The organism is Zoogloea oryzae, from assembly GCF_030161255.1.
GTDB classification, from domain to species: Bacteria; Pseudomonadota; Gammaproteobacteria; order Burkholderiales; family Rhodocyclaceae; genus Zoogloea; species Zoogloea oryzae.
Genome location: NZ_BSPX01000032.1, coordinates 17,297 through 34,688 on the forward strand (window position 1 = coordinate 17,297; position 17,392 = coordinate 34,688).

14 protein-coding genes are annotated in these 17,392 nt (G+C 65.2%); 5 read left to right on the forward strand and 9 right to left on the reverse strand.

Features of this window, described 5'->3' with window-relative positions; all coding sequences use genetic code 11:
• Positions 1-7: 7 nt before the first annotated feature.
• From aroB to QQK25_RS11740, 8 genes are all read right to left on the reverse strand, one after another.
• Complete coding sequence (aroB, locus tag QQK25_RS11705; RefSeq protein ID WP_284188098.1) at positions 8-1,087, reverse strand: 3-dehydroquinate synthase; 1,080 nt, start codon at positions 1,085-1,087, stop codon at positions 8-10.
• Positions 1,075-1,617 carry a shikimate kinase gene (locus tag QQK25_RS11710; RefSeq protein ID WP_284188099.1) on the reverse strand — a complete coding sequence of 181 codons (543 nt, stop codon included), beginning with the start codon at positions 1,615-1,617 and terminating at the stop codon, positions 1,075-1,077. The genes aroB and QQK25_RS11710 overlap by 13 nt, the downstream gene beginning before the upstream one ends.
• A 75-nt stretch (positions 1,618-1,692) precedes the next feature.
• Complete coding sequence (locus QQK25_RS11715) at positions 1,693-3,627, reverse strand: Ig-like domain-containing protein (RefSeq protein ID WP_284188100.1); 1,935 nt, start codon at positions 3,625-3,627, stop codon at positions 1,693-1,695.
• Positions 3,628-3,651: 24 nt separating this feature from the next.
• A complete protein-coding gene (locus QQK25_RS11720) occupies positions 3,652-5,832 on the reverse strand; it encodes a type IV pilus secretin PilQ (protein WP_284188101.1) in 2,181 nt (726 codons plus the stop codon).
• Positions 5,829-6,362, reverse strand: coding sequence for a pilus assembly protein PilP (locus QQK25_RS11725; RefSeq protein ID WP_153160726.1), 534 nt, complete (start codon positions 6,360-6,362; stop codon positions 5,829-5,831). Before QQK25_RS11725 ends, QQK25_RS11720 begins: the two co-directional genes overlap by 4 nt.
• Positions 6,359-7,015, reverse strand: a complete 657-nt coding sequence (locus QQK25_RS11730) for a type IV pilus inner membrane component PilO (RefSeq protein WP_284188102.1) — start codon at positions 7,013-7,015, stop codon at positions 6,359-6,361. Before QQK25_RS11730 ends, QQK25_RS11725 begins: the two co-directional genes overlap by 4 nt.
• A gap of 17 nt (positions 7,016-7,032) precedes the next feature.
• Positions 7,033-7,638, reverse strand: coding sequence for a PilN domain-containing protein (locus QQK25_RS11735; RefSeq protein WP_153160730.1), 606 nt, complete (start codon positions 7,636-7,638; stop codon positions 7,033-7,035).
• Positions 7,635-8,711, reverse strand: a complete 1,077-nt coding sequence (locus QQK25_RS11740) for a pilus assembly protein PilM (RefSeq protein WP_284188103.1) — start codon at positions 8,709-8,711, stop codon at positions 7,635-7,637. Before QQK25_RS11740 ends, QQK25_RS11735 begins: the two co-directional genes overlap by 4 nt.
• Positions 8,712-8,886: 175 nt before the next feature.
• Here QQK25_RS11740 and QQK25_RS11745 point away from each other — a divergent pair, with 175 nt between their 5' ends.
• Entirely contained in the window at positions 8,887-11,223 is a 2,337-nt protein-coding gene (locus QQK25_RS11745) for a penicillin-binding protein 1A (protein WP_284188104.1), read from the forward strand.
• 16 nt (positions 11,224-11,239) lie between these two features.
• Here the strand turns inward: QQK25_RS11745 and cyaY are convergent, their stop codons facing one another.
• The gene (cyaY, locus tag QQK25_RS11750; RefSeq protein ID WP_284188105.1) at positions 11,240-11,560 is read right to left on the reverse strand and encodes an iron donor protein CyaY; all 321 of its coding nucleotides are present in this window, start codon (positions 11,558-11,560) and stop codon (positions 11,240-11,242) included.
• Between the two features lie 47 nt (positions 11,561-11,607).
• Between cyaY and lptM the strand changes: the two genes are divergently transcribed.
• From lptM to QQK25_RS11770, 4 genes are read left to right on the forward strand one after another with little or no spacing between them, the layout of a single operon-like run.
• Positions 11,608-11,817, forward strand: a complete 210-nt coding sequence (gene lptM / locus QQK25_RS11755; protein WP_284188106.1) for an LPS translocon maturation chaperone LptM — start codon at positions 11,608-11,610, stop codon at positions 11,815-11,817.
• Positions 11,814-13,076 carry a diaminopimelate decarboxylase gene (lysA, locus tag QQK25_RS11760; RefSeq protein ID WP_284188107.1) on the forward strand — a complete coding sequence of 421 codons (1,263 nt, stop codon included), beginning with the start codon at positions 11,814-11,816 and terminating at the stop codon, positions 13,074-13,076. Before lptM ends, lysA begins: the two co-directional genes overlap by 4 nt.
• A 35-nt stretch (positions 13,077-13,111) precedes the next feature.
• Positions 13,112-14,230 (forward strand): efflux RND transporter periplasmic adaptor subunit, encoded by a 1,119-nt coding sequence (locus tag QQK25_RS11765; protein ID WP_284188108.1) that lies wholly within the window; start codon positions 13,112-13,114, stop codon positions 14,228-14,230.
• Positions 14,227-17,298 carry an efflux RND transporter permease subunit gene (locus QQK25_RS11770; protein ID WP_284188109.1) on the forward strand — a complete coding sequence of 1,024 codons (3,072 nt, stop codon included), beginning with the start codon at positions 14,227-14,229 and terminating at the stop codon, positions 17,296-17,298. The genes QQK25_RS11765 and QQK25_RS11770 overlap by 4 nt, the downstream gene beginning before the upstream one ends.
• Positions 17,299-17,392 lie beyond the last annotated feature (94 nt).

Below are 17,392 nucleotides of genomic sequence, written 5' to 3' on the forward strand. Positions count from 1 at the left end.
CGGCGTTTCAGCAGCAGGCCTCGATGGTGGCGCGGATGGACTCGACCGGCGCTTCTGCGGTGATCACCGCCTTGCCGATCTGCTTGAGCAGCACGAGACGCAGCGTGCCGTCGGAGACTTTTTTATCGTGGGCCATCAGCTCGAGGTAACGATCGGCGCCCAGCGGCGCGCCCTTGACCGGCAGGCCGGCGCGGGCATGGATCGCGCGGACGCGTTCCACATCGGCGTCGCTGAGCCAACCGAGGCGCCGCGAAAGATCGGCCGCCATCACCGCACCGGCAGCGACGGCCTCTCCGTGCAGCCATTCGCCGTAGCCGAGGCCGGTTTCGATGGCGTGGCCGAAGGTATGGCCGAGGTTGAGCGTGGCGCGCTCGCCCTGCTCGGTCTCGTCGGCCACCACGACCTCGGCCTTGTTGCGGCAGGAGCGATCGACGGCCTCGGCCAGGGCATCCTGATCGCGGGCAAGCAGGCGCTCGAGATTGGCCTCGATCCAGTCGAGGAAAGGCAGGTCACGAATCAGACCGTACTTGATGACCTCCGCCAGCCCCGCCTTGAGCTCGCGGTCCGGCAGGGTGTTGAGGGCGGTGGTGTCGGCGATCACCAGCCGGGGCTGATAGAACGCGCCGATCATGTTCTTGCCGAGGGGGTGGTTGATCGCCGTCTTGCCCCCCACCGACGAATCCACCTGGGACAACAACGTGGTAGGCACCTGGATGAAGGGCACGCCGCGCTGGTAGGTAGCGGCAGCAAAGCCAACCATGTCGCCCACTACACCGCCACCGAGGGCGATCAGCGTGGTGCCACGGTCACAGCGCGCGCCCAGCAGGCCGTCGAAGATCAGGTTGAGGGTCGGCCAGTCCTTGTGGGCTTCGCCATCGGGCAAGATGATGCGGGTGACGGTGAGGCCTTCAGCCTCCAGCCCGGCGACAAACGCGTCGAGGTACAGCGGCCCGACCACGTCGTTGGTGATCACCGCCACGCGCCGCGTCTTGACGTAGGGCTTGATGAGCCCGGGCTGCCCGAGGAGATTCGCGCCGATCCGGATGGGGTAGCTACGCTCGGCGAGTTCGACGTTCAAAGTGCGCATAGGGTCTGCAGTTCCTTTTCAATCGTTCTCACCATCGCGTGGGGCGTGCCACGCCCACCTTCGACGACGACGTGGGCCACTTCCCGGTAAAGGGGATCGCGGGCGACGTAGAGTTCCTGGAGCCGACCCTTCGGGTCCGGCACCTGGAGCAACGGCCGGGTGCGGTCGTGGCGGGTACGCTCCCACAACACCTGCGGGGTGACGTTGAGGTAGATCACCACGCCCCGCTCGGCGAGGAGGGAACGGTTTTCGGCTCGCGTCACCGCGCCGCCGCCGGTGGCCAGCACCAGATCGGATTCTTCGGTAAGGGCCTCGAGGGTCTGGGTCTCCCGACGTCGGAAGCCTTCTTCGCCTTCGATCTCGAAGATCGTAGGAATCTTGACCCCGGTCCGGGCTTCAAGTTCGTGATCGCAGTCGACGAAACGGCGACCAAGGCGCTTGGCAAGCTCCCGCCCAACCGTGGTCTTCCCCGAACCCGGCATTCCGACAAGAACGATGCAGCGCGCTTTTTCAGGATTCACGACGGACATAACGGGTGTGTGTGGACAACAAAAAGCTGGCCCGGGTTGGGCCAGCTTTTCTGGTTTGCAGCATTCTACTTTGTATCAGTGCGACGTGCAGCTTGGCGCCCGACCGAAAGGCGAAGTCACAAAGGACGGTGCAACATCCTTGTCCAGCAGTTCGGATGCCGGAACAGGCAGGTAGAAACTCGTCGATGCGGCGCTGTTCTTGCCCGACACCGCGGCCGTCGCCTTGAGTTCAATAAAGGCCCACGAGCCGTAGGAACGCAGATACTCGACGTAGAAAGTGGCGGCACCGCTCTCATCGGTCGTGACCGTCGTGCTCAGGCCGCCGGTGGACGTCGGCGCCCGCACAATGGCCGCACCATTGGGTTCAAGGAAACCATCACTGTCCGCATCGCCAATCTCGCCGGTTTCGACGACACCATTGTTGTTGGCATCTTCGGCAGGGCAGGTGTATGGGTTGGTGAGTACCTTGCCCCACTTGGTTTCGCCGCTCGGGACCGTGTAGTAGCCCTTGTCGAAGCCAATGCCGCGCAGGGAGATCGTCACGACCTGATTCTTGATCGGGCCACTCGCCGGATCCGAGACGATGACGCCCCACTGCTTGCGGTAGCGCGGCGGACTATCGAGCACAACAACCTGATTGTCCGTACCAATGACCATATTGACCGCAGAACCTGCGACGGTCAGCACCGTGAATGCATTGGGCACACCACTCACGGACGCAGTGACCTGCACGGAATCCTTGCCGCTGATCGATGAATCAGCGTTGAAGGTGGTGCTGGCCTTGCCGGAGTCGTTGGTGACGGCAGTGGTCGGGTTGGGTACACCACCACCATTGGGCGCGGCGAAGATCACGGTCTGGCCGGACACCGGATTGCCGTTCACGTCCTGCACGAACGCGGTGATGCTGGACGAACCACCCACCACGACGACCGAGGGATCGGACTGGACGACCACCGAGTTGGGCACGGTAGCGATGAACTTGACCGGCAGCGTGGTCTTGGCAGAAGACGAACTGCCGGTGAGTTCGGCATATACGGTGGCCGAGCCAGCACTCGGCGACTTCACATAAGCCGTGGCAAGACCACCGGAGAAGGTGATCGTCTGGGACGAGGCACCACTCGAGCAGCTGGAATCCGCATAAACGAGTCCGCGCGACACCGTGAACATCGCACCGCTGGCGGACGTACCGATCAGCCTCGCGGTGACCGGCATGCAGATGTTAACGTTGATGGACGAATCCGCCGACGGGGACGTGAACGCAAAATTGACCGCCGAGATCACGATGTCCTGGGTCAAGGTCGCCCCGAGCGCGGAGGCCGTGATCGTATCGGTGCCTGCAACAGTCGGCGTGAACGTGATGGTCACCTGGCCATTGGCGTCAGTGGTGACCGAAGAAGCCACGCTGTTGCCGAGCTTGGAACTGAGCGAAACCGCACGACCGGCAATCGGCTTGCTGGCGCCGTCGAGCAGCGTCACAGAGAACGACGCGGTCTTGCCCACGACACCGGAGGTGTCACCACCGAAACCGATCCGGGTACCCTGCACGACGACCGACGTCGCCTGACTCAGGGAGCCGGAGGTCGCCGTGAAATTGACGGTGCGGTTGGTCTTGTTGTCGTTGGAATTGAAGGTGATCGATGCGACGCCGCTGGCGTTGGTCGTTGCCGTCGAAGCGGAGATCGTCCCGGAATCTGCGGTGAAGGTCACCGTTGCGCCGGGCACGACGGCGTTCTTTGCGTCCTTCAGGGTGGCCGACAAGGTGACCGTCGAACTGCCGTTGGTCTGGATGGTCGGCGTATCCACCGTCAGCGACAGCTGAGTCGCGGTCTGGGTCGTGGTGGTCGTACCCCCCGTGGTGGCACACTCGGTAGAGGTCTGGTATGGCAGGCAATTGTTCGTGCTGCTACTGCCGCCACCACCGCCACCGCACCCGGCCAGCGCCAGCGCAGCGGCCAGCGCCACCACAATCCGGCTCCGGGACATCCAGCCGGCAGTTCTCAGATTACGCATAGATTTTTCCATTCAAAACAGGGTTCAACGCAGACCAAGCTGGTCGTTGATGATACGCGGCGTGATGAAGACAAGCAGTTCGGTCTTGTTGTCCTTGCGCTCGTTGCTGCGGAAGAGATAACCGAGCACCGGCAGATCGCCGAGCAGCGGGATCTTGGTCGTCGCGTTGGAGACATCCTGGGTGTAGATGCCACCGATGACGATCGTACCGCCATTCTCAACGACAACTTCCGTCTTGACGTGCTTGGTGTCGATCGGGACGCCCGAGGTCAGGGCCACATTGTAGTTGGGCGAATCCTTGTTCACCTCGAGCGTCATCATGATCTTGCCATCAGGCGTGACCTGCGGCTTGACCTTGAGCGCCAGATTGGCTTTCCGGAAAGACACGCTGGTGGCACCGGAGCTGGTCGCCGAGTTGTACGGGATTTCAGTACCCTGCTCGATGATCGCCTCGGCCTTGTCGGCGGTCATCACGCGCGGACGGGACACCACCTTGCCGCGCCCGTCGGCTTCGAGGGCAGAGACTTCGAGATCAATGTAGCGCGTCGCGGCGCTGTTCCAGAGGGCCAGCGAGAACGCGCCAGCCTGCTTGTTGTTGATCGTCGAGGCAGGCAGGTTGACCCCAAGGGAGTCGCTGAAGTTGGGCACCGTGAGGATCTGACCGGCCTGATAGCCAGTGTTGGACAGATTGCCGGAACCGAAGGTGTTGCGATAGACCTGCACGCCGCCGGTGGTGGTGCCCAGCAGGCCGCCGGTCTTGCCGCCGAAGCCCAGACGGACGCCCAGGTTGCGCGAGAAGGTGTCGGTGGCTTCGACGATCTGCGCTTCGATCAGCACCTGGCGCACTTCCACGTCGATCTCGGCGATCAGGCGGCGCATCTCCTCGAGGCGCGACGGGATGTCGTTCACGAAGATCTTGTTGCTGCGCTCGTCGGGCACCACGCTGCCACGCTTGGACAGCACCGTCTGGTCCTTGCTCTTGAGGAACTCGGCGACGGACTTGGCCTTGTGGTAGTTGATCTGGAAGCTCTCGGTGCGCAGCGGCTCGAGATCGCCGATCTGGGCCTTGGCCTCGAGATCGAGCTTCTCGCGGGCGGCGAGTTCATCCCGCGGCGCGATCCAGATCACGTTGCCGTTCTTGCGCATGTCGAGGCCACGGGCCTGCAGGATGATGTCCAGCGCCTGATCCCACGGCACGTCCTTCAGGCGCAAGGTGAGGTTGCCCTGCACCGAATCGCTGGTGATGATGTTGAAGTTCGTGAAGTCGGCGATGACCTGCAGTACCGAACGCACGTCGATGTTCTGGAAGTTCAGCGACAGCTTCTCGCCGCCAAACCGCCCCTTGGCGGAGCCCTGGGTGAGCTTGTTCGGGTCTTCGCGGACCGGCTTCACCTCAAGCACGAACTGGTTGTCGCTCTGGTAGGCGTTGTGCTCCCACAGCCCCTTGGGGGTGATGGTCATGCGCACGTTGCCGCCCTGGGCCTGGGTCAGCACGGTGGACACCGGTGTGCCGAAATCCATCACGTCGAGCTTGCGACGCAGCTGTTCGGGCACGTCGGTCTTGAGGAAATCGACGATCAGGCTGGTGCCCTGCTGGCGGATGTCGATACCGGCGTTCGGATCGGACAGGTCCACCACCAGCCGGCCTTCGCCTTCCTTGCCGCGGCGGAAGTTGATGTCGCGGATCGCGTGACGCTCGCCCATACCAACCGCCGACGGTGCCGCAAACTGCGACGACTGGGCCACGCCCACGCCGGTAGCTTCCTTCATCTGGGCAGACGAGAGGGTGATCAGCACGTCCTTGCCATCGATGCGGACATCGTAGGGCGAGACGCGGGTCAGGTTGAGGACCAGCCGCGTGCGGTCGCCCACCTGGACGATATTGACACTGCGCAGATCACCGGCGTTGAGCGCCTGGCTGTTGCGCCCGAGGCCGTTGGCGGTATCGGGAAAATCGAAGGCCACCCGCGCCGGATTAGCCACGCTGAAGCTCGCCGGCACGGCCGCCAGGGGCTGGGCCATGGTGAGCTTGAGCATGACGTTGCCGCCCTGATCGGCGGCGACGATGTTCTCGATGCGGTTGGCTGCCCGGGCTTCAGCCCCCGGCGGCGTCTGCGCCATGGCTGGCGCCAGCGGGGTCAGCCCCCCGAAACATGCTGCAATGACCCACGCGCCAAGCTTGACGCCACAACGTCCCGTTTTCATTTCTTCGACTCCTGAGGCGCCTGCTCTTGCAATTGCAGCGTGCTGATGCGTTCCGTCCACTCACCGCTCGCATCTTCGACGAGTTCCTTCAATGTGACCTCCGTCTCCGTGATGGCGGTGATCTGCCCGTAGTTCTGTCCGAGATAGTTGCCAACCTTCACCTGATGCAGCGTCTTGTCGGCAAAGATGATGGCGTGGGACTGTCCGCGTTTCATCAGCACACCGACCATCTTCAGCGATTCCAGGGGATAGGCTTCGAGCGGCTCACGCCGTCGGTTGGCATCGGGAGCAAACTGCCCCCCTTTTTTGTCCGGCTCAAGCTTGGCAACCCGGAACGGATCAACCTTGCTCGCGCCCTGATAATTCACCGGCACGACCTGCTGGATCGGCGGAAGCGGCTTGAGGTTGGGCTTGAGCCCCTTGGAGTTTTCTTCCATCCAGCTGCGCAGGTCATCCTGCTCGTCCCCGCAGCCGGACAACAGAAGCACCGCAGCCAGCGGCAGCAGCGCGGTCAATCGGACGCTCTTCATTTAGCCGCCTTTTCCTTGGCCTTTTCCTTGCGCAGCTTGGCCACTTCGTCGTCGTCAAGGTAGCGGTAGGTCACGGCCGTCGCATCGAACTTGAGCACGCCATCCTTCTGCGTCTCGATGGCGATGTCGTTGAGGGTGACGATCCGCGGCATCTGCGCCACATCGCTCACGAACTCACCGAGGTCGTGGTAGTTGCCGATGACGCGCACCGCGATGGGCAACTCGGCGTAGAAATCCTTCATGACTTCCGAGCCCGGCTTGAACAGCTCGAACTGCAGGCCGCGGCCAAGGCCCGCCTGGTTGATGTCGGCCAGCAGGGCTTCCATCTCGGAGCGGTTGGGCAGCTGCTTGAGCAGCGCGCCGAACTGGCGGTCGATCTCGCTCAGCTGGCGCTTGTACTCGGGCAGATTGACCGCCTGCTCCTTCTTTTCCTTCCACTCCTGCTTGAGGCGGGATTCTTCCTCGCGCTTGGTGTCGAGTTGCGACAGCTGGTTGCTCCAGTCGAGCCACCAGCCGCCCACCACGATGGCAAAGAAGACCGCGATGAGGAAGGTCACCCGCGGCAACAGCGGCCACTGGCCGGGATCGTTGGGATCCAGGCCCTTGAAATCCCGCATCAGGCTCTGGTAATCCCGGCCCCGGATCTGCTCCATTGACACCCTGAGACCCATTACGGCTTACCCCCTACGATCACGGGCGTCTTTCCCTTCAGCTTGCCGACCGGCTCTTCGGTCTTGGGGCGCTCGATGGTGAAGTTGAGGCTGAACTCGCTCACGCGGCGGTTGTTCAGCGTGGCGGCCTTGACCTCGACGAGATCGGCGCGCTCGAGATTGGGCGAAGCCTCCAGATTGCGCATCAGGTTCGAGACCCGCGCGTTGGACTGGGCGTAACCCGTCAGATTGATCCGCGAACCGCTCTGCTTGAGGCCCTTGAGATAGACGCCTTCGGGCATCTGGCTGGCGAGTTCGTTGAAGATCTGGACGGTTTCGGTCCGGTTGGTCTGCAGGGATTCGATCACCTGCTTGCGCGACAGCAGCGCCTCGGCCTGCTCGCGCAGGCCCTTGATTTCGGCGATTTCCTTGTCGAGTTCGACGATGCTTTCCTTCAGGAAGACGTTCTTGGCTTCCTGACCATCCACGTAGCCGGCGATGATCGTGTGGCCAACAAACCACACCGCCACGCCCGACAGCGCCGCGACCGCGGCAAACAGCCAGAACTGCTGACGTCGGGCCTTACGTTTTTCCTCCCGGTGGGGGAGCAGGTTGATGCGAATCACGAATCAAACCTCCGCAGCGCCAGTCCGCAGGCCACGAGCAGGGCAGGTGCGTCGGCCGCCAGATTTTTGGGGCGAATCTTGGAACTCAGGCTCATGTTCGCAAAGGGGTTGGCGACCTGGGTCTCGACCTGGGTCCGGCCCGCAACGGTGTCGGCGAGGCCCGGAATGACCGCACAGCCACCGGCCAGCACGATGTGATCCACCTGATTGAACTGGGTCGAGGTGAAGAAGAACTGCAGCGCCCGGGAGACCTCCAGCGCCAGGGCGTCCATGAACGGCCGCAGCAGTTCGGGTTCGTAGCTCTCGGGCAGGGAGCCGGTGCGCTTGGTGCTTTCGGCCTCCTCGAGGGACATCCCGAAGTGGCGCATGATGTCCTGGGTGAGCAGGAAGCCGCCGAAGGCCTGCTCCCGCGCGTAGATCTGGACGCCATTACGCAGCACCGACACGTTCATCACGTTGGCGCCCGCATCGACGAGGGCGATGATCTTGTCTTCCCCCTGGCCGGGCAGCTGGGCCTGGACGAGCTCGAAGGCCGACAGCGCCGCGTAGGACTCGACATCCATCACCAGCGCCTTGAGGCCGGCGGCTTCTGCCGCGGCCACGCGGTCTTCAACCTTTTCCTTGCGCGACGCGGCAATCAGCACCTCGTCCTCCTCGGCGCTGGACGCCGCCGGGCCGATGACCTGGAAGTCGAGGTTCACTTCGTCGAGGGCGAACGGGATGTACTGGTTGGCCTCGGATTCGACCTGCACCTCCAGCTCCTGATCACGAAGCCCCGCCGGGAGAATGATCTTCTTGGTGATGACCGCCGAGGCGGGCAGCGCCAGCGCGACGAACTTGGTGGTGGTGCCGAGACGGCGCCAGCCGCGACGGATCGCTTCGGCGACGGCGTCGAGGTTGGCCACATTGCCATCGGACACGGCTTCGCGGGGAAGGGCTTCGATCGCATAGCGCTCGACCCGGTACCCGCCCCCGGAAACAGCCGACAACTCGACCATCTTGACCGACGACGACGAAATGTCGACGCCGATCAGGGGACGTGTCCTGGGGCTGAGAAAGGATAGGTCGATCACAAAAAATCCTGAAAATTCTTTATGTTAGGCGCAATAACAACAATCTACATGAAATCCTAGCAACAACCATGACAGGTGTAAAGCAACACCCTGTAAAACACCGCCGTCGCCCGAACAGGCGGGCAGCAGTGCGTACTCGTATAATGCCGCACTTTACTTGCACCTTCTTTCCGCCATGCGTTGGGTTCTCTACCCTCTTGCCGTCCTGCTCGGCCTCCTCGCGGTCGGCATCGCAATCGTCGCCATCGCTGTCGCCTTTGCCTGGCCCACGCTCCCGTCGCTGGAAGCCCTGACCGACTACCACCCCAAGATCCCGCTGCGCGTCTATACCGCAGACGGCGCGCTGATCGGCGAGTACGGCGAGGAGCGCCGCGCGGTGGTGCACATCCAGGATGTACCGCCGGTCCTCAAGCACGCCATCCTCGCCGCCGAGGACGACCGCTTCTACCAGCACTCGGGCGTCGACTTCCTCGGCATTCTGCGTGCCGCCGGCGCCAACCTGGCCACCGGCGGCAAGCGCCAGGGCGCCTCGACGATCACCATGCAGGTGGCGCGCAACTTCTTCCTGACCCGCGAGAAGACGATCTCCCGCAAGCTGTACGAAATCCTCCTGGCCTTCAAGATCGAGCAGAACCTCACGAAGGACCAGATCCTCGAGGTCTACATCAACCAGATCTTCCTCGGGCGCCGCGCCTACGGTTTTGCGGTGGCTTCCCAGACCTACTTCGGCAAACCGCTGCGTGACCTGTCGATTGCCGAAGCGGCGATGCTCGCCGGCCTGCCCAAGGCGCCGTCGGCCTACAACCCGATCGTCAACCCGAAGCGCGCCGCGCTGCGCCAGCAATATGTGCTGCGCCGGATGACCGAACTCGGCTTCATCACCCCGACCGAACAGCAGCAGGCGATCGACACCCCGCTCAAGGTTGCCACCGGCAGCAACACCGCCGGCAACCTGGATTTCGGCGGCAGCGCCGACTACGTGGCCGAAATGGCCCGCCAGATCGCCTTCGAGCAATATCGCGAGGAGGCCTACACCCGCGGCATCAAGGTCATCACGACGATCAACAAGGCCGAGCAGGATGCCGCCTACCACGCCCTGCGGCGCGGGATCATGGATTACGACCGCCGCCACGGCTACCGGGGCGCCGAAGCCTACGTCGACCCGGCCCGCATGAACGCCGAGCAGACCGAGACGCTGGACGAACTCCTCGCCGAAACCCCCGACTACGACGACATGCTGGCCGCCATCGTCACCAAGGTGGGTGGCGGCGCCGTCACGGCCTACCGGTATGGCGAATCCATCAAGATCAGCGGCGAAGGCGTGCGCTTTGCATCCGCCATGCTCGGCGACAAGGCGCCGCCCAACAAGCGTATCCGCCCCGGCGCCGTGATCCGCATCACGCGAATCGACAACCACTGGGAGATCACCCAGCTGCCCGAAGTCGAAGGCGCACTCGCCGCGGCCGACCCGCGAACCGGCGCGATCCGCGCACTTGCCGGCGGATTCGACTTCAATCGCAACAAGTTCAACCACGTCACCCAGGCGTGGCGACAGCCCGGCTCCAGCTTCAAGCCCTTCATCTACTCGGCGGCCTTCGAGAAGGGCTACGGCCCCAACAGCGTGGTGGATGACTCGCCGCTATCGTTCCCGGCCGGCGAGACAGGCAGCCAGGCGTGGGAACCGAAGAACTACGACGGTCGCTACGATGGCCCGATCACCGTCCGCACCGCACTGGCCCGCTCCAAGAACATGGTGTCGATCCGCCTGCTCAAGTCGGTCGGCACCCGCTACGCCCAGGACTACGTCACCAAGTTCGGCTTCGACGCCGAACGCCACCCACCCTACCTCACGATGGCCCTGGGCGCCGGCTCGGTCACCCCGTGGCAGATGCTCCGCGGCTACTCGGTGTTCGCCAACGGCGGCTACCGCATCGAACCCTATCTGGTGAAGGAGATCCGCGACGAGGCCGGCAACGTGCTGGCGCGGGTTGACCCGCCGGTGGCCGGCGAGACCGCCGAGCGCGCCATCGACGAGCGCAATGCCTACCTGATGGATTCGATCATGAAGGACGTGGTCCGCCGCGGCACCGCCACCAAGGCGCTGGTGCTCAAGCGGGGCGACCTGGCCGGCAAGACCGGCACCACCAACGAATACGTGGACGCGTGGTTCTGCGGCTACCAGCCCACCGTGGTGGCCGTGGCATGGATCGGCTTCGACCAGCCCAGAAAGCTCGGCAGCGGCGAGACCGGCGGCGCCGCCGCCCTGCCCATGTGGATCAACTACATGCGAAAAGCCCTCGACGGCGTGCCGGAAACCTACCCGACCGCCCCCGCTGGGCTGATCCGCGTGCAGCCCGCCGGCAGCGCCACGGAAGAGATGATCTACAAGGAAAACCTGCCTGCCGCACCGCCCGACGTGCCCCACGAACCAGCTAACGCGCCCCCCGCCGACGAAGCCCCCGCGCCGGCAGCAGCGCCTCAGCCGACCGCCGCCGCAGCGGCGGCCGAGTAGCCCCCGCGAAGCCCGGTCAGCCCGCCAGGCTGACCGGCTCGCCAGCCTGCTCCGTCATGCAGCGGGACAGCACCGCGTAGAAATCCGCCCCGTCCCGCGTCCCCAGCCAGCGCCCGCCTTCCGGCCGGAAGTGAAAGCCGCCGGACTTTGCCGCGAGCCAGATCTCCCGCGCCGCCGTGTGGCGATTGACGATGATCTTGCTACCGTTGTCAAACTCCAGCTCGACGATCCCGCCGGGCTTCAGCTCGTAATCGAAATCCAGGTCGCACTTGTCGAGCAACCCTTCCAGACGGGCCAGTTCGGCATCCGCCAGTGCGTTGAAATCTGCTTCGTTCATCGCCGTCTCCGTTGATCTGTTAACATTCCCGTTTTTGCGCGGAATCCATGCGAAACATCGCCATTGCCGCCGCGGCCTGCGGCCTGCTCGTGCTGGGCGGATGCGGCATCAAGGGGCCGCTGTACATGCCGCAGCCCCCCAAGCCGGCCGCCAAACCCGCACCCAAGCCCAATTCAGTACCGACTCCCGCCCCGGCCGCCACGCCGGCGCCGGGCGCCGATCATAACAAACCCGCCTCCCAGGACTCTGCCCAATGACGCTCGCCCTGCCCGTGCCGACGCTCACCGCCGGCCCCGCCGGCCTGACCCTCGAAGGGGTCGCCCTCGCAGACATCGCCGCCCAGTTCGGCACCCCGACCTACGTCTACTCCCGCGCCGCCCTCACCGCCGCCTTCAACGCCTACCAGCAGGCCCTCGGCCTGCGCAAGTCGCTGGTGTGCTATGCGGTCAAGGCCAACTCCAGCCTCGGCATCCTGTCGGTGTTCGCCAAGCTGGGCGCCGGTTTCGACATCGTCTCGGGCGGCGAACTCGCCCGCGTGCTGGCCGCCGGTGGTGACGCCGGCAAGGTGATTTTCTCGGGCGTCGGCAAGACCCGCGACGAGATGCGCTACGCGCTCGAATCCGGCATCGGCTGTTTCAACGTCGAATCCGCCGCCGAGCTCGACCGCCTCAATGAAGTCGCCGTCAGCATGGGCAAGCGTGCGCCGATCGCTTTCCGCGTGAATCCGGACGTGAACCCCAACACCCACCCTTACATCTCGACCGGCCTGCGTAGCAACAAGTTCGGCGTCGCCTTCACCGAGGCCCTCGACCTGTACCGCAAGGCCGCCGGGCTTCCGAACATCGAGATCTCCGGCATCGACTGCCACATCGGCTCCCAGCTCCTCGACCCGGCCCCGATGGCCGAAGCCGCCGACAAGATCCTCGGCCTCGTCGACCAGCTCGCCTCCGAAGGCATCAAGCTCGACCACATCGACCTGGGCGGCGGCCTCGGCATCCGCTACCGCGACGAAGAGCCGCCCACGCCCACCGAATACCTCGCCCCGCTGCTGGCCCGCTTCGAAGGCCGCGACGAAGCCCTGTGCTTCGAGCCGGGCCGCTCGCTGGTGGGCAACGCCGGCCTGCTGCTCACGCGCATCGAATACCTCAAGCCCGGCGTCGAGAAGAACTTCGCCATCATCGATGCTGCGATGAACGACCTCGCCCGCCCGGCGCTCTACGACGCCTACCACGAGATCGTCGCCGTCGCTCCGCGCAACCTGCCCGCCACCCGCTACGAAGTGGTCGGCCCGATCTGCGAGAGCGGCGACTTCCTCGGCCACGACCGCGACCTGTCCGTCGAAACCGGCGACCTGCTGGCGATCCTCTCCGCCGGCGCCTACGGCATGACCATGAGCTCCAACTACAACACCCGCCCCCGCGCCGCCGAGGTGCTGGTGGATGGCAGCGAGGTCCACGTCATCCGCGAGCGGGAAACCCTCGAGCACCTCCTGAAGGGCGAACGCCCGCTGCCCTGATCCCGCCCACGCCCGCCAGTCCGACGTCACCGACCATGCGTTCAGTTTCCTGCATCGCCCTGTTCCTTGCCATCGGACTCGCCGGCTGTGGCGACAAGCCGGCGCCGGCGGCCAGCAAGCCGTCCGGCCCGCCGGCCACCCCGGTCACCGCCTTCAAGGCCGCCAGCGTCTCGCTGGACGTGACCGAGAACACCCTCGGCACGCTTGAGGCGCTGATCGACCCGAAGATCGGCGCCGAAGTAGCCGGGCGCGTCACCAACGTGATCGCCCACGGCGGCGACCACGTGAAGAGGGGCCAGCGCCTCGCCGAGCTCGATCCCACCGACTTCCAGATCCAGGGCCAGACCGACGCCGCCGAGATCACCCGCCTCGAATCCCTGGTCGCCCAGGCCGAACGCTTCGCCGAGCGCCAGCAGAACCTCGTCGCCAAGGGCTTCATCTCGCGTAACGGCGCCGACGACGCCCTCGCCCAGCGCGACGCCCTGCGCGCCCAGCTGGCCACCGCCCGCGCCAGAAGCGGCAGCAGCCGCAGCAACCTGGCCCGCACAAAGGTGGTGGCGCCGGTGGATGGCATCATCGAAACCCAGATCGTCTCGCCGGGCGACTACGTGAAGGTGGGCGATCCGCTGTTCAAGCTGGTCTCCAACCGGGTGCTGCGCGCCCACCTGCCGTTTCCCGAATCCGCCGCCGGGCGCATCCGCCCCGGCCAGACCGTGCGCCTCGGCCTGCCCCACCAACCGGGCAAGGTCATCACCGGCGTGGTGGAGGACGTGAAGCCCACCATCAACGATCTGTCCCGCGCCATCGACGTGCAGGTGCGCCTCGACAACGACGGCTCGATGCTCTCGGGCGGCACCGTCAACGCGGCCATCGTCACCGGCAGCAAGCCCGCCGCGGTGGTGGTGCCCGAGCAGAGCGTGGTACTGCGCCCGGCCGGCAAGGTGGTTTATGTGATCGCCGACGGCAAGGCCAGCCAGCGGGTGGTCGAAACCGGCGTCAAGCAGGACGGCCGGATCGAGATCGTCAAGGGCCTCGCCAGCGGTGAGACCATCGTGGAGGACGGCGCCGGCTTCCTCACCGACGGCGCCCCCGTCAGCATCAAGGCCCCCGCCGCCGCCAAGCCCGCGGCAGCTGCCCCCGCCGCCAAGCCATGACCCTGCCCGAGCTGTCCATCAAGCGCCACGTGCTGGCGTGGATGATGAGCGCCGTGCTGGTGCTCGTCGGCATCATCGGTTACCAGCGGGTCGGGATGGACCGCTACCCCTACATCGAATTCCCGGTCATCTCGATCACCACCACGCTGAAGGGCGCCAACCCGGACATCGTCGATTCGAGCATCACCAACGTCATCGAATCCGCCGTGAACAGCGTGCCGGGCATCGAGCACGTCCAGTCCACCTCGTCGCCGGGCGTGTCCACCGTCAACATCACCTTCTCGCTGGAGAAGAAGGTGGACGTGGCCTTCAACGAGGTCCAGTCGAAGGTCAATCAGGTGCTGCGCCGGCTGCCCAAGGACGTGGACCCGCCGGTGGTGGCCAAGGTCGAGACCAACGCCCAGCCGGTGATGTGGCTGGCGCTGCAGGGCGACCGCACCCAGCAGCAGCTCAACCAGTACGCCATCAACACCCTCAAAAAGCGCCTCGAGACCATCGACGGCGTGGGCGAAGTGCGTATCGGCGGGCGGCGCGACCGCACCATCCGGGTCAACCTGCTGCCCGACCGGATGGCCGCCCACAAGGTCACCGCCCAGGACATCACCGACGCCTTCGCCAAGGAGCACGTCCAACTGGCCGGCGGTTTCGTGGTGGGCAAGACCACCGAAAGCCTGGTCAAGCTTGATCTGGAGTTCCACCAGGTGGAGCAGCTCAGGGAGTTGGTCGTGGCCTGGCGCGAGAAGGCGCCGGTGCGCCTGGGCGATGTTGCGGAGATCGAGGACGGCCTCACCGACAACCGCCAGCTCGCCCGCTTCAACGGCAAGACCACCGTCGGCCTGGGCATGGTGAAGATCGCCAACGCCAACACCGTGGCGATCACCGAGCGCATCCAGGAACGCCTCGACCGCGATCTGCGCCCCATGCTGCCGCCGGGGATGACACTCTCCGTCGTCTCCAACGACGCGGTGTTCATCCTCGAGATCGTCGATTCCCTGAAGGAACACCTGATCGAAGGCACCCTGCTCGCGGCGCTGGTGGTGTGGATCTTCCTGCGCTCGGTGCGCTCCACCCTCATCATCTCGCTGGCGATCCCGGTGTCGCTTTGCGGCGCCATCGCGGTGATCTACTTCGCCGGCTTCACCCTCAACTCCCTCACCATGCTGGCGCTGCTGCTGCTGATCGGGGTGGTGGTGGACGACGCCATCGTGGTGCTGGAAAACATCTTCCGCCACCGGGAAGAGCTCGACCCCGATCCCGTCTCGGCGGCCGTCAATGGCAGCAACGAGGTGGTCTTCGCGGTGATGGCGGCCACCCTGTCGCTGGTGTGCATCTTCGCGCCGGTGGCCTTCATCTCGGGGATCATCGGGCAGTTCTTCCGCAGCTTTGCGCTGGTGGTCACCTTCGGCGTGCTGGTGTCGCTGTTCGTGTCGCTCACCCTCACGCCCATGCTGTGCTCGCGCTATCTCAAGGTGGAGAAGCAGCACGGCCCGATCTACCGCTTCTTCGACCGCGTTTTCGAGGGCCTGGACGCGCTCTATGTGCGCCTGCTGGAAGCCGCCCTCACCCACCGCCTGTGGGTGCTGCTGGCGACCCTGGCCGTCGTGGGATCGAGCGCCTTCTTCTTCGCCAACGTGGGCAAGGCCTTCGCGCCGGAGCAGGACGAGGGGCGCTTCCTGGTGTCGCTGCGCACGCCGCTGGGTTCGAGCATCGACTACACCGACAGCAAGCTGAAGGAGGTGGAGGCCATTCTCGACCGTCACCCCGAGGTGCGCTCCGAGTTCGCGCTGATCGGCCTCGGCACCGCCGGACAGGTTAACCAGGGCACGGTGGTCGTGCGCATGGCCCCGCGGGAGGAGCGCACCGTCAAGCAGCAGGACATCATCCCGCTGCTGCGCAAGGAGTTTGCCCAGATCGCCGGCGCGCGGGTGTTCGCCGCGCCTTACCCGATGGTGCAGGGCCAACGGGGCGAGCCGCTGCAGTTCGTGCTCACCGGCGAGAACCTGCAGGAGCTCGGCCGCCACGCCGTGGCCCTGCAGAAGAAGCTCACCGCGATGCCCGGCATCGGACGCATGGACACCGACCTGCAGCTCGACCTGCCCCAGCTGATCTTCGCGCCGGACCGCCTGCGCATCGCCGACGCCGGCCTCACCACCCAGGACGTGGCGCTGGCCATCAACATGCTTACCGGCGGCGTGGACATCGCCAAATACAACGACGAACCGGGCGACGGCCAGCGCTACGACATCCGCGTGAAGGCCAGGGAAGGCACCTTCACCCAGCCGGCTGATCTTTCGAAGATCTTCCTGCGCAACAAGGGCGGCGAGCTGGTGCGCCTGGATAGCGTGGCGGGCTTCCGCGAGGCCCTGGGCCCCGCCATCGTCGGGCGCTTTGATCTCCAGTACGCGGCCACCTTCTTCGCCACCCCCACCCTGCCCCTGGGTGAGGCGGTGGAGGTGGTCAAGGCCACCGCGGCCGAGCTGCTGCCCACCGGCTACCAGGTCAAGCTGATCGGCCAGGCCGAGGAGTTCGGCAAGACCCAGAAGTACATGAGCTTCACCTTCGCCCTGGCCATGACCCTGCTCTACATGGTGCTCGCCAGCCAGTTCAACAGCTTCCTGCAGCCCGCCATCGTGATGCTGGCCCAGCCGCTGGCCATCGTCGGCGGCGTGGCGGCCCTGTGGCTCACCGGGCAGACCCTCAACATCTACTCGATGATCGGGCTGGTGCTGTTGATCGGCCTCGTCGCCAAGAACTCCATCCTGCTGGTGGATCTCACCAACCAGCGCCGCGCCGAAGGCCTCAAGGTGGACGCTGCCCTGCGCAACGCCTGCCCGATCCGGATGCGCCCGGTGCTGATGACCTCCATGACGGTGATCCTCGCCCTCGCCCCGGCCGCCGCCGGCTTTGGCGCCGGCAACGAGACCAACCAGCCGCTGGCCATCGCGGTGATCGGCGGCATGATCAGCTCCACCCTGCTCACCCTGGTGGTGGTGCCGGCGGTGTATTCACTGGTCGAAGGCTGGCGCGAACGCCGCGCCGCCACCCGCGAGGCCCACGCGCCGGCCTGAGCGGCGTACCGGACTATCTCCGGGATAGTCGCGAGTGTCTCGGAGATAGTCGCGAGCACCTCGCGGATAGGCTGTCCTATCCCGGAGTCCCGGC

Bases quoted from the DNA above. Each gene is read 5' to 3' on its own strand.
- QQK25_RS11770 (WP_284188109.1), top strand. From the start codon at position 14,227: ATGACCCTGCCCGAGCTGTCCATCAAGCGCCACGTGCTGGCGTGGATG.
- QQK25_RS11765 (WP_284188108.1), top strand. From the start codon at position 13,112: ATGCGTTCAGTTTCCTGCATCGCCCTGTTCCTTGCCATCGGACTCGCC.
- lysA (WP_284188107.1), top strand. From the start codon at position 11,814: ATGACGCTCGCCCTGCCCGTGCCGACGCTCACCGCCGGCCCCGCCGGC.
- QQK25_RS11730 (WP_284188102.1), bottom strand. From the start codon at position 7,015: ATGGAGCAGATCCGGGGCCGGGATTACCAGAGCCTGATGCGGGATTTC.
- cyaY (WP_284188105.1), bottom strand. From the start codon at position 11,560: ATGAACGAAGCAGATTTCAACGCACTGGCGGATGCCGAACTGGCCCGT.
- QQK25_RS11720 (WP_284188101.1), bottom strand. From the start codon at position 5,832: ATGAAAACGGGACGTTGTGGCGTCAAGCTTGGCGCGTGGGTCATTGCA.
- lptM (WP_284188106.1), top strand. From the start codon at position 11,608: ATGCGAAACATCGCCATTGCCGCCGCGGCCTGCGGCCTGCTCGTGCTG.
- QQK25_RS11710 (WP_284188099.1), bottom strand. From the start codon at position 1,617: ATGTCCGTCGTGAATCCTGAAAAAGCGCGCTGCATCGTTCTTGTCGGA.
- QQK25_RS11745 (WP_284188104.1), top strand. From the start codon at position 8,887: ATGCGTTGGGTTCTCTACCCTCTTGCCGTCCTGCTCGGCCTCCTCGCG.
- QQK25_RS11715 (WP_284188100.1), bottom strand. From the start codon at position 3,627: ATGCGTAATCTGAGAACTGCCGGCTGGATGTCCCGGAGCCGGATTGTG.
- aroB (WP_284188098.1), bottom strand. From the start codon at position 1,087: ATGCGCACTTTGAACGTCGAACTCGCCGAGCGTAGCTACCCCATCCGG.
- QQK25_RS11725 (WP_153160726.1), bottom strand. From the start codon at position 6,362: ATGAAGAGCGTCCGATTGACCGCGCTGCTGCCGCTGGCTGCGGTGCTT.